The sequence below is a fragment of the Lysinibacillus sp. YS11 genome (genome assembly GCF_002896375.1).
GTDB classification, from domain to species: Bacteria; Bacillota; Bacilli; order Bacillales_A; family Planococcaceae; genus Lysinibacillus; species Lysinibacillus capsici.
Genome location: NZ_CP026007.1, coordinates 3,543,926 through 3,557,490 on the forward strand (window position 1 = coordinate 3,543,926; position 13,565 = coordinate 3,557,490).

The following is a 13,565-nucleotide window of genomic DNA, read 5'->3' on the forward strand; positions in this document are numbered from 1 at the left end:
ACATGACTGAATCTTTATTAACCAAATCTCTAACATTAAGTTATGGTGATTTCAATATTATCGAAGATCTCAATTTATCTATTCCTTTGAATGAAATTACTGTATTAATCGGAGCGAATGGCTGTGGTAAATCCACACTCTTACGCTCCATTGCTCGATTATTAAAACCTAAAAAAGGCTCCGTTTTATTAGACGGTGAGGATATTTTTAAATTATCTACAAAACAAGTGGCTAAAAACCTCTCTATTCTTCCTCAATCTCCTGTTGCACCAGAAGGCTTAACTGTCCTACAACTTGTGAAACAAGGTCGCTATCCTTACCAAAGTTGGCGACAACAGTGGACTGAAAAGGATGAAGAAATCGTTTTAAGCGCTTTAAAAGCTACAGGTACAGAGCATTTACAAGATAGACCAGTAGATGAGCTATCAGGAGGACAACGTCAACGTGCTTGGATAGCTATGACGCTTGCTCAAGATACAGATATCATTCTTTTAGACGAGCCTACGACATACTTAGATTTAACTCATCAAATAGACGTTTTAGATTTACTATTCGAATTGAACCAACAGCAAAAGCGAACTATTATTATGGTACTACATGATATTAATCTTGCTTGTCGCTATGCCGATCATATTATTACAGTGCGTGACCGTGGTGTCTATCGTCAAGGGAAACCAGAAGAAATTATGACCACTGATTTAGTTAATCATGTGTTTGACCTTGATTGCCAAATGACGACAGATCCAATCTTTGGTACACCTCTTTGCATCCCATATGGAAAAGGACGAAAAATTTAATCACTAATTTAAAAAACAACAAACAAGCCTACACAGTTTAATCATTCTGTGTAGGCTTTCATTTATTATAGCTATGTTATAAATCTAAATATCAAGTAAATTAAAAAGTGCAGTAGATGTAAATTCATCTACTGCACTTAGTATGACCCGTACGGGATTCGAACCCGTGTTACCGCCGTGAAAGGGCGGTGTCTTAACCACTTGACCAACGGGCCCATGGCGGAGAAGGAGGGATTTGAACCCTCGCGCCGGTTACCCGACCTACACCCTTAGCAGGGGCGCCTCTTCAGCCTCTTGAGTACTTCCCCAAAATAAAAATGGCTCCGAAGGCAGGACTCGAACCTGCGACAACCTGATTAACAGTCAGGTGCTACTACCAACTGAGCTACTTCGGAATAATGGTGGGCCTAAATGGACTCGAACCATCGACCTCACGCTTATCAGGCGTGCGCTCTAACCAGCTGAGCTATAGGCCCTTGGAGCGGGTGATGGGAATCGAACCCACGACATCAGCTTGGAAGGCTGAGGTTTTACCATTAAACTACACCCGCATAAATGGTGGGTCAGGACGGAATCGAACCGCCGACACTTAGAGCTTCAATCTAATGCTCTACCAACTGAGCTACTGACCCATTTCGTCCATGCTAAGCTTGCTCACTTTTTTGCTTCTCATGACTTTTATTTTAAAAATGGCGGTCCCGACCGGGATCGAACCGGCGATCTCCTGCGTGACAGGCAGGCATGTTAACCGCTACACCACGGGACCTTTTGGTTGCGGGGGCCGGATTTGAACCAACGACCTTCGGGTTATGAGCCCGACGAGCTACCACTGCTCCACCCCGCGATAATTTTATGTTGTTTCGAGTTTTTAAAGCACCATTTATAAAAATTTAAAACTGGAGGAGGTAGAGGGATTCGAACCCCCGCGCGGTGTTACCCGCCTGTCGGTTTTCAAGACCGATCCCTTCAGCCAGACTTGGGTATACCTCCGTTACAATATATAAATGGTGGACCTTGCAGGACTCGAACCTGCGACCGGACGGTTATGAGCCGTCTGCTCTAACCAACTGAGCTAAAGGTCCTTTAAGATGGCGGCAGAGGGGATCGAACCCCCGACCTTACGGGTATGAACCGTACGCTCTAGCCAGCTGAGCTACGCCGCCAGGATCTTTATACTGGTTAATTTACTTATGGTGGAGCCTAGCGGGATCGAACCGCTGACCTCCTGCGTGCAAGGCAGGCGCTCTCCCAGCTGAGCTAAGGCCCCATAATCTTTTTGGAAATGGTCGGGAAGACAGGATTCGAACCTGCGACCCCTTGGTCCCAAACCAAGTGCTCTACCAAGCTGAGCTACTTCCCGTTGTTCTTTTGGCGCGCCCGACAGGAGTCGAACCCATAACCTTCTGATCCGTAGTCAGACGCTCTATCCAATTGAGCTACGGGCGCATTTAAAATGGTGCCGAGGACCGGAATCGAACCGGTACGGTAGTCACCTACCGCAGGATTTTAAGTCCTGTGCGTCTGCCAGTTCCGCCACCCCGGCACATTTGGAGCGGAAGACGAGGTTCGAACTCGCGACCCCCACCTTGGCAAGGTGGTGTTCTACCACTGAACTACTTCCGCATGTGCATAAGCTTTTTTATCTGGCAATGAAAATAATGGTGCGGGTGAAGGGAGTCGAACCCCCACGCCTTGCGGCGCTAGATCCTAAGTCTAGTGCGTCTGCCAATTCCGCCACACCCGCTTATTATTATTTATAAATGGTGAGCCATGAAGGACTCGAACCTTCGACCCTCTGATTAAAAGTCAGATGCTCTACCAACTGAGCTAATGGCTCGAAAAAATGGTGCCGGCTATAGGAATCGAACCCACGACCTACTGATTACAAGTCAGTTGCTCTACCTGCTGAGCTAAACCGGCATATGGTGGAGGATGACGGGCTCGAACCGCCGACCCTCTGCTTGTAAGGCAGATGCTCTCCCAGCTGAGCTAATCCTCCTGGGTATTATGCCTAGCGACGTCCTACTCTCACAGGGGGAAGCCCCCAACTACCATCGGCGCTAAAGAGCTTAACTTCCGTGTTCGGTATGGGAACGGGTGTGACCTCTTTGCCATCATCACTAGACTTGGTTATGTATCATGTTTTGAAGTTGTTTACCTGTCCTTCAAGACAAGAATTATTGTATAACGTTTTCTAACATTGTGCAATACTTTTTTATAAAAAAAAGAAATTATTACTTTTTAAAGATATTTTTGTTAAGTAAGAGAAAATATTGCCCTGCAAAATATTATAGCAATTGTTGGTTCAAAAGAAAACAATTATTTTATTTGGCCGATATTATTAGCTTATAATCTATTTCACTACAAGTGAAGAATATAGATAATCCTTCACTCGTCTTTTCGTTAAATATTTGAAAGCTCTATTTTTAATTTTACAATATCCTCAAGTGTAGTGGAAGGACCAAAAGATATTCTAAAAAATTGGCGTGCCGCTTCCAAAGAAAATCCCATTGATAGAATAGCCTTTGTTCCCGATTCACTATGAATATCACATGCACTACCTGTAGAGATACAGATTCCCGCCTCATTTAACTTTAAAAGAACATATTGCCCCTCTACTTTTTCCATCATTACCCCACAAATATTAGGTAGTTGCTGTTTACACTCAACGAGCTGACATTTTTCAGGTAAATTATTTTCAAAATAATTTCTTAGCGTTTCATAATGTTGCAATTCATATTGATAGTTTTCAATTGCCGCGGCAAAGGCCACGATTGCAGGAGTATCTAATGTCCCCCCTCTAAGACCCCTCTCATGTGTCAAACCTGGTGTTAATGCAGGTACTCTGATTGCAGGGTTCAGATATATAGCACCACAGCCCTTTGGTCCGCCTATTTTATGAGCCGAGATGGTAATCGCATCTGCCCCTTGTGGTATAGCTAGTTTGCCAAATGATTGTACACAATCAACATGACAGAATATATTTGATTTTCTTGCCATCTTTACGATTTTCTCTACAGGCTGGATTGAACCAATTTCAGAATTGACATGTTGAATGGTAATCAAAGCAGTCTCTTCCCGGATTGCTTGTTGCAATTGCCCCAGATCAACACAACCATCCTTCTGCAAAGGTAATTTTGTTACAGTAAAGCCCTTTTTCTCAAGTGTATTCAAAGCCGCATGCACTGACGTATGCTCAGCTTGAGATGAAATAATGTGTTTTCCTTTTTTTGAGGCTAGCGCTAACGACAAGATGGCTATGAGATTTCCTTCTGTTCCACTACCCGTAAAAATTACGCCATCACTAGTTACACCTAGGGCTTGGGCTACAACCTCCCTTGATTGCTGGACAAAATAAAAAGCTTGTCCCCCTAAATCATGCAAACTCGCACTATTTCCATAATACCGTTGTGCCACCTCTACATATGCCTCAAGAGATTCCCTCATCATAGGTGATGTTGCAGCATAATCCATATAAATCATCGTCTTCTTCCTCTCTTGTTCATCAGGTCTTGTTTTCTTTTATATTTTATGTAAAGATAAGTGTCAAGACAACTGTAAAGAAGGTATAACAATGGATGTAAAGACAGACGTCCTTATAATTGGTAGTGGTATTGCTGCACTTCAGGCTGCTTTAGTGCTTGAAAAACATTTTCAAATACAAATTGTTACAAAATCATCTATATATATGAGTAGTTCTTATCGTGCACAAGGTGGGATTGCTGCTGTTACCAGTGAGGAGGATCATATTCAACATCATATTGCTGATACATTGAAAGCTGGAGAGTATCATCATGAGAAAAGGCATGTTAAAACACTTATAAAAGATGGCACTGAGATTATGCAAAACTATCTAAAGGATGGCCTCCCTGTTGATCGGCAGGTCGATGGAAAACCTGCTCTAGGACTTGAAGGAGCACATAGTCATCATCGTATTCTACATGCAGGTGGTGATCGTACTGGTCAGATTTTCATAGATTACTTGCTTCATAAACTTTCGCCCAAAACAAAGATCAATTGCTATGAAATGGCTTATGAGCTTTTACGGAATACAGATGGTGACTGTGTAGGAGTACTAACTAAAGGAGAAAAAGGTACAAAACGTTATTTGGCTCATCATGTTATTTTAGCGACAGGTGGCGCAGGTGCCCTTTATTCAAGTACATCTAATTTCCCAACTAATACAGGGGATGGGATCGCATTAGCATTTCGAGCAGGCGCTGCCATTAGTGATATGGAATTTATGCAATTTCACCCGAGTCTTCTGTGGTGTAAAAATGAAGCAAAGGGATTAGTTTCTGAAGCTGTCAGAGGGGCTGGTGGTATTTTTGTTAATGCCCAGCATCAGCCCATTATGACAGGTTTACATGCTCAACTTGACCTAGCACCAAGACATATTACTGCACTTGCCCTATTTACAAAACGTGCAGCGGGTGAAGAAACATTTATTGATATCACTAACATTCAAGACTTTGAAGCAAAGTTTCCAACAATTGCTCAGCTGTGCCATGTTCATCACGTTCATTTACAAGATGGTCTAATCCCCGTGGCTCCGGGAAGTCATTTCTTGATGGGTGGTGTTATTGCTGATGACAAAGGAAGAACTACTATACCGAACTTATATGCAGTCGGTGAGGTTGCCTGTACAGGCGTACATGGTGCGAATCGTTTAGCAAGTAACTCCCTATTGGAAGGTATTACATTTGGTCAAAAAATGGCGCAGTTCATTATTCAAAAAGGGTGTCATCAAAAAAACTTTTTACTGGAAAAGCATCAATGTCCTGATAAAATGCCACCTTTATTTAGCAAACCCCAATTACAGCAACACATGATGCGGTTCCTAGGTATTGTTAGAAATATTGATGACTTGCAGCATTTTGTAAAGCAACTACCCTCCTTGCAATCACTTATTCAAGTTAATTTAAAGGGTCTAGAACTAGCTGAGTTGGAATTATTTATGATGCATGTAGTCGCCACATTAATGGCACATGCAGCAATTACGCGAACGGAAACAAGAGGAGCTCATATTCGGAAGGATAAATCCGAAATGAAATCACAATGGGCAAGCCGATGGATTATTTTTTCGCAAGGACAAATGAAAGTGAGGAACTCATTGTATGAATATCATCAAACTTGAGGAAATGCTCAAGCAATTTTTTAATGAGGATTTAGGAGATGGAGATTTATCGAGTGAATTTATCTTTTCAGCCGAACAACAGGGAGCTTTTTCTTTTTACGCGAAAGAAAGCGGAATTTTTTGTGGGGCTAACATTATTGAGCATGGCTTTCTCTTACTCGATCGATCAATCGAAGTCAATCTTCATACAAAAGATGGAGAGATGGTGAAGTCAGGTGATGTACTCGCTGTGATTAAAGGTCCCTTACAAAAATTATTAATCGGTGAGCGTGTCATTTTAAATCTTATTCAACGTATGTCTGCTATTGCAACGGCTGCCCATCTTGCCGTTCAAGAAACAGTAGGTACTCACGCAAAAATATGTGATACGCGTAAAACACTACCAGGACTGCGTATGCTAGATAAATATGCTGTTCGAATTGGTGGTGCTTTTAATCATCGTAATGGCCTGTATGACGCAATTATGCTAAAGGATAATCATATTGCCTTTGCTGGTAGCATTACAAAGGCAGTTCAGACCGCTAGAGCGAAAGTCGGTCATACCGTAAAAATTGAAGTTGAAATTGAAACAAAAGAACAATTAGAAGAAGCTATCAACGCAGGAGCAGATATTATTATGTTTGATAACCGTAGCCCAGAAGAAATCCGTGCATGGCTTCCCATTGTTCCTCCCACTATTGCGACTGAAGCATCTGGGGGCATCACACTTGAAAATTTAAAGGCTTATGCCCAAACGGGTATTCAATGGATTTCACTTGGCTCCTTAACACATTCAGTTAAAGCTTTTGATATTAGTGCACTCGTTCAAATGAAAGGAGATCATTCCCTTGTCCATCACTAGTTTATTACAACAGACGACATTACTCCCAGAGCATTATCGGGCACTATCTGTAAAGGAAATGGAATCTCGTATTTTATCAATAAAGAAAAAATTAGGTCCTAAATTATTTATTCCTGGCCACCATTATCAAAAAGATGAAGTCATTCAATTTGCAGATGCAACTGGGGATTCTTTACAGTTAGCTCAATTATCCGCAGCAAATAAGGAAGCTGAACACATCGTATTTTGCGGTGTACATTTTATGGCAGAAACTGCTGATATGCTGACAACGAAACAGCAACATATCTATTTACCAGATATGCGCGCTGGTTGTTCAATGGCTGATATGGCTGATATTTATCAAACTGAACAAGCATGGCCAATTCTTCAAGAACTCTTTGGTGATACGATTATTCCTCTAACCTATGTTAACTCAACTGCGGCTATTAAAGCCTTTACTGGAAGACATGGTGGTGCTTGTGTCACTTCATCGAATGCAAAGGAACTTGTTCAATGGGCTTTTACCCAAAAACAGCGTATCTTCTTTTTACCTGACCAACATTTAGGAAGAAATACTGCCTATGATTTAGGTATACCTCTTGAAAATATGGCTGTTTGGAATCCGCATAAGAACTTGCTCGAAACAAAAGAGCCACTTGAAAATATCCAGGTTATTCTTTGGAAGGGTCACTGCTCTGTGCACGAAGGTTTTACTGTTCAACATACAGAGGTTATTCGCAAAGAACACCCGACTATGAGGATAATTGTTCACCCTGAGTGCAGCCGTGAAGTGGTTGCAGCGGCTGATGATGCAGGCTCCACAAAATACATTATTGATACAATCAATCGAGCTCCAAGCGGATCTGCATGGGCAATTGGAACAGAAATGAACCTTGTCAATCGCATTATTAAGCAGCATCCTGATAAACATATTGTCTCCTTAAACGAAAACTTTTGTCCTTGTTTAACAATGAATCGAATTGACCTTCCACATTTGTTATGGAGCTTAGAAAATATTGAGCAAGGTCAACCTCATAACCGTATACAAGTAGATGAACATACTACCGCTGAAGCACTTAGTTCACTTGAAAGAATGCTAGCCAGAGGATAAATAGTTAAAACTTTTTAAACAGAAAGGTTGAAGATATAACCTTTCTGTTTTTGTTCACATAACGCCTACTTCTAATAGTGCTAATGGCTTCCATTTGCGCCCCGCTTTGCTATAATTGACACGACTTTATGCTCCATGATACTGTCAATTTGGAGGTGATACTAAATGGCTTTTCAATCGAAAAATATCTTTATCAATTTACCAGTAAAAGATCTAAACAAATCTATCAGTTTTTTAAGGAATTAGGTTTTGAGTTCAATCAACAATTCAGTGATGAAACAACAGCCTCAATGATTATTAGTGAAAATATCTTCGTATTAATAATGGTTGAAGAACGATTTAAAGGATTTAGTAAAAAAGAAGTTACAGATACTACTACTTCTGCAGAAGCAATCTTATGTCTCTCTGCTGAAAACCGAGAACAAGTAGATCAACTAGTGAATAAGGCACTTGCCTCTGGTGGTAAACCTTATAGTGAACCACAAGATCACGGATTTATGTATGGTTGGGGTTTTCAAGATGTAGATGGGCATATCTGGGAAGTAGTTTATATGGACGAAAATGCATTGAATCAAGAGTAAATTTTGTATCTATGAATATCAAAAAACAGTAGATGCAATTGCATCTACTGTTTCTAGTATGACCCGTACGGGATTCGAACCCGTGTTACCGCCGTGAAAGGGCGGTGTCTTAACCACTTGACCAACGGGCCCATGGCGGAGAAGGAGGGATTTGAACCCTCGCGCCGGTTACCCGACCTACACCCTTAGCAGGGGCGCCTCTTCAGCCTCTTGAGTACTTCCCCAAAATAAAAATGGCTCCGAAGGCAGGACTCGAACCTGCGACAACCTGATTAACAGTCAGGTGCTACTACCAACTGAGCTACTTCGGAATAATGGTGGGCCTAAATGGACTCGAACCATCGACCTCACGCTTATCAGGCGTGCGCTCTAACCAGCTGAGCTATAGGCCCTTGGAGCGGGTGATGGGAATCGAACCCACGACATCAGCTTGGAAGGCTGAGGTTTTACCATTAAACTACACCCGCATAAATGGTGGGTCAGGACGGAATCGAACCGCCGACACTTAGAGCTTCAATCTAATGCTCTACCAACTGAGCTACTGACCCATTTCGTCCATGCTAAGCTTGCTCACTTTTTTGCTTCTCATGACTTTTATTTTAAAAATGGCGGTCCCGACCGGGATCGAACCGGCGATCTCCTGCGTGACAGGCAGGCATGTTAACCGCTACACCACGGGACCTTTTGGTTGCGGGGGCCGGATTTGAACCAACGACCTTCGGGTTATGAGCCCGACGAGCTACCACTGCTCCACCCCGCGATAATTTTATGTTGTTTCGAGTTTTTAAAGCACCATTTATAAAAATTTAAAACTGGAGGAGGTAGAGGGATTCGAACCCCCGCGCGGTGTTACCCGCCTGTCGGTTTTCAAGACCGATCCCTTCAGCCAGACTTGGGTATACCTCCGTTACAATATATAAATGGTGGACCTTGCAGGACTCGAACCTGCGACCGGACGGTTATGAGCCGTCTGCTCTAACCAACTGAGCTAAAGGTCCTTTAAGATGGCGGCAGAGGGGATCGAACCCCCGACCTTACGGGTATGAACCGTACGCTCTAGCCAGCTGAGCTACGCCGCCAGGATCTTTATACTGGTTAATTTACTTATGGTGGAGCCTAGCGGGATCGAACCGCTGACCTCCTGCGTGCAAGGCAGGCGCTCTCCCAGCTGAGCTAAGGCCCCATAATCTTTTTGGAAATGGTCGGGAAGACAGGATTCGAACCTGCGACCCCTTGGTCCCAAACCAAGTGCTCTACCAAGCTGAGCTACTTCCCGTTGTTCTTTTGGCGCGCCCGACAGGAGTCGAACCCATAACCTTCTGATCCGTAGTCAGACGCTCTATCCAATTGAGCTACGGGCGCATTTAAAATGGTGCCGAGGACCGGAATCGAACCGGTACGGTAGTCACCTACCGCAGGATTTTAAGTCCTGTGCGTCTGCCAGTTCCGCCACCCCGGCACATTTGGAGCGGAAGACGAGGTTCGAACTCGCGACCCCCACCTTGGCAAGGTGGTGTTCTACCACTGAACTACTTCCGCATGTGCATAAGCTTTTTTATCTGGCAATGAAAATAATGGTGCGGGTGAAGGGAGTCGAACCCCCACGCCTTGCGGCGCTAGATCCTAAGTCTAGTGCGTCTGCCAATTCCGCCACACCCGCTTATTATTATTTATAAATGGTGAGCCATGAAGGACTCGAACCTTCGACCCTCTGATTAAAAGTCAGATGCTCTACCAACTGAGCTAATGGCTCGAAAAAATGGTGCCGGCTATAGGAATCGAACCCACGACCTACTGATTACAAGTCAGTTGCTCTACCTGCTGAGCTAAACCGGCATATGGTGGAGGATGACGGGCTCGAACCGCCGACCCTCTGCTTGTAAGGCAGATGCTCTCCCAGCTGAGCTAATCCTCCTGGGTATTATGCCTAGCGACGTCCTACTCTCACAGGGGGAAGCCCCCAACTACCATCGGCGCTAAAGAGCTTAACTTCCGTGTTCGGTATGGGAACGGGTGTGACCTCTTTGCCATCATCACTAGACTATGGTCGACCTTCCATACACGGCGTACTGCTGTGTCTAGAAGCTCTCTTTTTAGAAAGATTTGCTCTTTCAAAACTGGATAAACGGTGCATTGAATGTTTCAAACTTTTTTGGTTAAGTCCTCGATCGATTAGTATTCGTCAGCTCCATGTGTCACCACACTTCCACCTCGAACCTATCTACCTCATCGTCTTTGAGGGATCTTACTTACTTGCGTAATGGGAAATCTCATCTTGAGGGGGGCTTCATGCTTAGATGCTTTCAGCACTTATCCCGTCCACACATAGCTACCCAGCGATGCCTTTGGCAAGACAACTGGTACACCAGCGGTGTGTCCATCCCGGTCCTCTCGTACTAAGGACAGCTCCTCTCAAATTTCCTACGCCCACGACGGATAGGGACCGAACTGTCTCACGACGTTCTGAACCCAGCTCGCGTACCGCTTTAATGGGCGAACAGCCCAACCCTTGGGACCGACTACAGCCCCAGGATGCGATGAGCCGACATCGAGGTGCCAAACCTCCCCGTCGATGTGGACTCTTGGGGAGATAAGCCTGTTATCCCCGGGGTAGCTTTTATCCGTTGAGCGATGGCCCTTCCATGCGGAACCACCGGATCACTAAGCCCGTCTTTCGACCCTGCTCGACTTGTAGGTCTCGCAGTCAAGCTCCCTTGTGCCTTTACACTCTACGAATGATTTCCAACCATTCTGAGGGAACCTTTGGGCGCCTCCGTTACCTTTTAGGAGGCGACCGCCCCAGTCAAACTGTCCGCCTGACACTGTCTCCTGCCCCGCTAAGGGGCATGGGTTAGAATTTCAATACAACCAGGGTAGTATCCCACCGACGCCTCCTTCGAAGCTGGCGCTCCGAGATCTCTGGCTCCTACCTATCCTGTACAAGTTGTACCAAAATTCAATATCAGGCTACAGTAAAGCTCCACGGGGTCTTTCCGTCCTGTCGCGGGTAACCTGCATCTTCACAGGTACTATAATTTCACCGAGTCTCTCGTTGAGACAGTGCCCAGATCGTTACGCCTTTCGTGCGGGTCGGAACTTACCCGACAAGGAATTTCGCTACCTTAGGACCGTTATAGTTACGGCCGCCGTTTACTGGGGCTTCAATTCGCAGCTTCGCTTGCGCTAACCACTCCTCTTAACCTTCCAGCACCGGGCAGGCGTCAGCCCCTATACGTCACCTTACGGTTTTGCAGAGACCTGTGTTTTTGCTAAACAGTCGCCTGGGCCTATTCACTGCGGCTCTCATGCGCTTGCACGCTCAAGAGCACCCCTTCTCCCGAAGTTACGGGGTCATTTTGCCGAGTTCCTTAACGAGAGTTCTCTCGCACACCTTAGGATTCTCTCCTCGACTACCTGTGTCGGTTTGCGGTACGGGCACCTCTCACCTCGATAGAGGCTTTTCTTGGCAGTGTGAAATCAGGAACTTCGTCCATACGGACTCGCCATCACAGCTCAACGTTACAGTGTGCGGATTTGCCTACACACACGCCTTACTGCTTGGACGCGCACAACCAACGGCGCGCTTACCCTATCCTACTGCGTCCCCCCATTTCTCAAACGGTGAGGAGGTGGTACAGGAATATCAACCTGTTGTCCATCGCCTACGCCTATCGGCCTCGGCTTAGGTCCCGACTAACCCTGAGCGGACGAGCCTTCCTCAGGAAACCTTAGTCATACGGTGGACGGGATTCTCACCCGTCTTTCGCTACTCATACCGGCATTCTCACTTCTAAGCGCTCCACCAGTCCTTCCGATCTGACTTCAACGCACTTAGAACGCTCTCCTACCACTGACATCGTAGATGTCAATCCACAGCTTCGGTGAATCGTTTAGCCCCGATACATTTTCGGCGCAGCGTCACTCGACCAGTGAGCTATTACGCACTCTTTAAATGATGGCTGCTTCTAAGCCAACATCCTGGTTGTCTGTGCAACGCCACATCCTTTTCCACTTAACGATTACTTTGGGACCTTAGCTGGTGGTCTGGGCTGTTTCCCTTTTGACTACGGATCTTATCACTCGCAGTCTGACTCCCGTGTATAAATATCTGGCATTCGGAGTTTGTCTGAATTCGGTAAACCGGGATGGCCCCCTAGTCCAAACAGTGCTCTACCTCCAGTATTCTCATCACGAGGCTAGCCCTAAAGCTATTTCGGAGAGAACCAGCTATCTCCAAGTTCGATTGGAATTTCTCCGCTACCCACACCTCATCCCCGCACTTTTCAACGTGCGTGGGTTCGGGCCTCCAGTAAGTGTTACCTCACCTTCACCCTGGACATGGGTAGATCACCTGGTTTCGGGTCTACGACCACGTACTATTTCGCCCTATTCAGACTCGCTTTCGCTGCGGCTCCGCCTTCTAAAGCTTAACCTCGCACGTAATCGTAACTCGCCGGTTCATTCTACAAAAGGCACGCTATCACCCATTAACGGGCTCTAACTACTTGTAGGCACACGGTTTCAGGATCTCTTTCACTCCCCTTCCGGGGTGCTTTTCACCTTTCCCTCACGGTACTGGTTCACTATCGGTCACTAGGTAGTATTTAGCCTTGGGAGATGGTCCTCCCGGATTCCGACGGAATTTCACGTGTTCCGCCGTACTCAGGATCCACTCAGGAGAGAACGAACTTTCGACTACAGGGCTTTTACCTGCTCTGGCGGACCTTTCCAAGTCGCTTCATCTAACTCGCTCTTTTGTAACTCCGTATAGAGTGTCCTACAACCCCAAGAGGCAAGCCTCTTGGTTTGGGCTCTTCCCGTTTCGCTCGCCGCTACTCAGGGAATCGATTTTTCTTTCTCTTCCTCCAGGTACTTAGATGTTTCAGTTCCCTGGGTCTGCCTTCAAGACGCTATGTATTCACGTCAAGATACTACGCGATTAAACGTAGTGGGTTCCCCCATTCGGAAATCTCCGGATCAAAGCTCACTTACAGCTCCCCGAAGCATATCGGTGTTAGTGCCGTCCTTCTTCGGCTCCTAGTGCCAAGGCATTCGCCGTGCGCCCTTAATAACTTAACCAAGTTATTAAGCCTAAAAAACTTAAAAAATAAATGTGTTT

General features: G+C 45.3%; 5 protein-coding genes, 40 tRNA genes, 3 rRNA genes and 1 pseudogene. 5 read left to right on the forward strand and 44 right to left on the reverse strand.

All coding sequences use genetic code 11. The features are described 5' to 3' along the window. Positions 1-2: 2 nt before the first annotated feature. Entirely contained in the window at positions 3-797 is a 795-nt protein-coding gene (locus LBYS11_RS17645; protein WP_054549894.1) for an ABC transporter ATP-binding protein, read from the forward strand. A gap of 143 nt (positions 798-940) precedes the next feature. Here the strand turns inward: LBYS11_RS17645 and LBYS11_RS17650 are convergent. The 22 genes from LBYS11_RS17650 to LBYS11_RS17755 form a co-directional block, all read right to left on the reverse strand. Then, a tRNA-Glu gene (locus LBYS11_RS17650) sits at positions 941-1,012 on the reverse strand. Between the two features lie 2 nt (positions 1,013-1,014). Continuing rightward, positions 1,015-1,105: transfer RNA gene (locus tag LBYS11_RS17655), tRNA-Ser, on the reverse strand. A gap of 10 nt (positions 1,106-1,115) precedes the next feature. Next, positions 1,116-1,192: transfer RNA gene (locus LBYS11_RS17660), tRNA-Asn, on the reverse strand. A gap of 4 nt (positions 1,193-1,196) precedes the next feature. Then, positions 1,197-1,273 (reverse strand) — tRNA-Ile (locus tag LBYS11_RS17665). A 1-nt stretch (position 1,274) separates the two neighbouring features. Next, a tRNA-Gly gene (locus tag LBYS11_RS17670) sits at positions 1,275-1,348 on the reverse strand. A gap of 5 nt (positions 1,349-1,353) precedes the next feature. Continuing rightward, positions 1,354-1,429, reverse strand: a tRNA-Phe gene (locus LBYS11_RS17675). Between the two features lie 58 nt (positions 1,430-1,487). Next, positions 1,488-1,563 (reverse strand) — tRNA-Asp (locus LBYS11_RS17680). A gap of 3 nt (positions 1,564-1,566) precedes the next feature. Next, positions 1,567-1,641, reverse strand: a tRNA-Met gene (locus LBYS11_RS17685). A 53-nt stretch (positions 1,642-1,694) separates the two neighbouring features. Beyond that, a tRNA-Ser gene (locus LBYS11_RS17690) sits at positions 1,695-1,787 on the reverse strand. Positions 1,788-1,802: 15 nt separating this feature from the next. Further along, positions 1,803-1,879 (reverse strand) — tRNA-Ile (locus LBYS11_RS17695). Between the two features lie 7 nt (positions 1,880-1,886). Next, positions 1,887-1,960, reverse strand: a tRNA-Met gene (locus LBYS11_RS17700). Positions 1,961-1,988: 28 nt separating this feature from the next. Beyond that, positions 1,989-2,064: transfer RNA gene (locus LBYS11_RS17705), tRNA-Ala, on the reverse strand. Between the two features lie 16 nt (positions 2,065-2,080). Then, a tRNA-Pro gene (locus tag LBYS11_RS17710) sits at positions 2,081-2,157 on the reverse strand. A gap of 9 nt (positions 2,158-2,166) precedes the next feature. After that, positions 2,167-2,243, reverse strand: a tRNA-Arg gene (locus LBYS11_RS17715). A gap of 8 nt (positions 2,244-2,251) precedes the next feature. Beyond that, positions 2,252-2,340, reverse strand: a tRNA-Leu gene (locus tag LBYS11_RS17720). Between the two features lie 5 nt (positions 2,341-2,345). Further along, positions 2,346-2,420, reverse strand: a tRNA-Gly gene (locus tag LBYS11_RS17725). Positions 2,421-2,456: 36 nt separating this feature from the next. Next, a tRNA-Leu gene (locus tag LBYS11_RS17730) sits at positions 2,457-2,541 on the reverse strand. Positions 2,542-2,558: 17 nt separating this feature from the next. After that, positions 2,559-2,634 (reverse strand) — tRNA-Lys (locus LBYS11_RS17735). 7 nt (positions 2,635-2,641) lie between these two features. After that, positions 2,642-2,717: transfer RNA gene (locus LBYS11_RS17740), tRNA-Thr, on the reverse strand. Positions 2,718-2,720: 3 nt separating this feature from the next. Beyond that, positions 2,721-2,796: transfer RNA gene (locus LBYS11_RS17745), tRNA-Val, on the reverse strand. Positions 2,797-2,806: 10 nt separating this feature from the next. After that, positions 2,807-2,922: ribosomal RNA gene (rrf, locus tag LBYS11_RS17750) — 5S ribosomal RNA — on the reverse strand. Between the two features lie 278 nt (positions 2,923-3,200). Continuing rightward, the gene (locus LBYS11_RS17755) at positions 3,201-4,271 is read right to left on the reverse strand and encodes a cysteine desulfurase family protein (protein ID WP_066038274.1); all 1,071 of its coding nucleotides are present in this window, start codon (positions 4,269-4,271) and stop codon (positions 3,201-3,203) included. A 100-nt stretch (positions 4,272-4,371) separates the two neighbouring features. Between LBYS11_RS17755 and nadB the strand changes: the two genes are divergently transcribed. From nadB to LBYS11_RS17775, 4 genes and pseudogenes are all read left to right on the forward strand, one after another. Then, a complete protein-coding gene (gene nadB / locus LBYS11_RS17760) occupies positions 4,372-5,934 on the forward strand; it encodes an L-aspartate oxidase (RefSeq protein WP_103118699.1) in 1,563 nt (520 codons plus the stop codon). Next, the gene (gene nadC, locus LBYS11_RS17765; protein ID WP_048395910.1) at positions 5,915-6,775 is read left to right on the forward strand and encodes a carboxylating nicotinate-nucleotide diphosphorylase; all 861 of its coding nucleotides are present in this window, start codon (positions 5,915-5,917) and stop codon (positions 6,773-6,775) included. Before nadB ends, nadC begins: the two co-directional genes overlap by 20 nt. Further along, the gene (nadA, locus tag LBYS11_RS17770) at positions 6,762-7,865 is read left to right on the forward strand and encodes a quinolinate synthase NadA (protein WP_103118700.1); all 1,104 of its coding nucleotides are present in this window, start codon (positions 6,762-6,764) and stop codon (positions 7,863-7,865) included. The genes nadC and nadA overlap by 14 nt, the downstream gene beginning before the upstream one ends. 165 nt (positions 7,866-8,030) lie before the next feature. Next, positions 8,031-8,446: pseudogene (locus tag LBYS11_RS17775) on the forward strand (VOC family protein). A gap of 59 nt (positions 8,447-8,505) precedes the next feature. Here the strand turns inward: LBYS11_RS17775 and LBYS11_RS17780 are convergent. The 22 genes from LBYS11_RS17780 to LBYS11_RS17885 form a co-directional block, all read right to left on the reverse strand. Then, a tRNA-Glu gene (locus tag LBYS11_RS17780) sits at positions 8,506-8,577 on the reverse strand. Positions 8,578-8,579: 2 nt separating this feature from the next. Beyond that, positions 8,580-8,670 (reverse strand) — tRNA-Ser (locus tag LBYS11_RS17785). A 10-nt stretch (positions 8,671-8,680) separates the two neighbouring features. After that, positions 8,681-8,757, reverse strand: a tRNA-Asn gene (locus LBYS11_RS17790). Positions 8,758-8,761: 4 nt separating this feature from the next. Next, positions 8,762-8,838 (reverse strand) — tRNA-Ile (locus LBYS11_RS17795). A gap of 1 nt (position 8,839) precedes the next feature. Beyond that, a tRNA-Gly gene (locus LBYS11_RS17800) sits at positions 8,840-8,913 on the reverse strand. Positions 8,914-8,918: 5 nt separating this feature from the next. After that, positions 8,919-8,994: transfer RNA gene (locus tag LBYS11_RS17805), tRNA-Phe, on the reverse strand. A 58-nt stretch (positions 8,995-9,052) separates the two neighbouring features. Beyond that, positions 9,053-9,128 (reverse strand) — tRNA-Asp (locus LBYS11_RS17810). Between the two features lie 3 nt (positions 9,129-9,131). Next, positions 9,132-9,206, reverse strand: a tRNA-Met gene (locus LBYS11_RS17815). Positions 9,207-9,259: 53 nt separating this feature from the next. Next, a tRNA-Ser gene (locus tag LBYS11_RS17820) sits at positions 9,260-9,352 on the reverse strand. Between the two features lie 15 nt (positions 9,353-9,367). After that, positions 9,368-9,444 (reverse strand) — tRNA-Ile (locus LBYS11_RS17825). A 7-nt stretch (positions 9,445-9,451) separates the two neighbouring features. Continuing rightward, positions 9,452-9,525 (reverse strand) — tRNA-Met (locus tag LBYS11_RS17830). A gap of 28 nt (positions 9,526-9,553) precedes the next feature. Continuing rightward, positions 9,554-9,629, reverse strand: a tRNA-Ala gene (locus tag LBYS11_RS17835). A gap of 16 nt (positions 9,630-9,645) precedes the next feature. Beyond that, a tRNA-Pro gene (locus LBYS11_RS17840) sits at positions 9,646-9,722 on the reverse strand. 9 nt (positions 9,723-9,731) lie between these two features. Beyond that, positions 9,732-9,808, reverse strand: a tRNA-Arg gene (locus LBYS11_RS17845). An 8-nt stretch (positions 9,809-9,816) separates the two neighbouring features. Beyond that, positions 9,817-9,905: transfer RNA gene (locus tag LBYS11_RS17850), tRNA-Leu, on the reverse strand. A gap of 5 nt (positions 9,906-9,910) precedes the next feature. Continuing rightward, positions 9,911-9,985, reverse strand: a tRNA-Gly gene (locus LBYS11_RS17855). Positions 9,986-10,021: 36 nt separating this feature from the next. Beyond that, positions 10,022-10,106: transfer RNA gene (locus tag LBYS11_RS17860), tRNA-Leu, on the reverse strand. A gap of 17 nt (positions 10,107-10,123) precedes the next feature. Continuing rightward, positions 10,124-10,199 (reverse strand) — tRNA-Lys (locus LBYS11_RS17865). 7 nt (positions 10,200-10,206) lie between these two features. Continuing rightward, positions 10,207-10,282, reverse strand: a tRNA-Thr gene (locus LBYS11_RS17870). Positions 10,283-10,285: 3 nt separating this feature from the next. After that, positions 10,286-10,361: transfer RNA gene (locus LBYS11_RS17875), tRNA-Val, on the reverse strand. A gap of 10 nt (positions 10,362-10,371) precedes the next feature. Next, positions 10,372-10,487, reverse strand: a 5S ribosomal RNA gene (gene rrf, locus LBYS11_RS17880). Positions 10,488-10,598: 111 nt separating this feature from the next. Further along, positions 10,599-13,525 (reverse strand): 23S ribosomal RNA (locus LBYS11_RS17885). Positions 13,526-13,565: the final 40 nt, after the last annotated feature.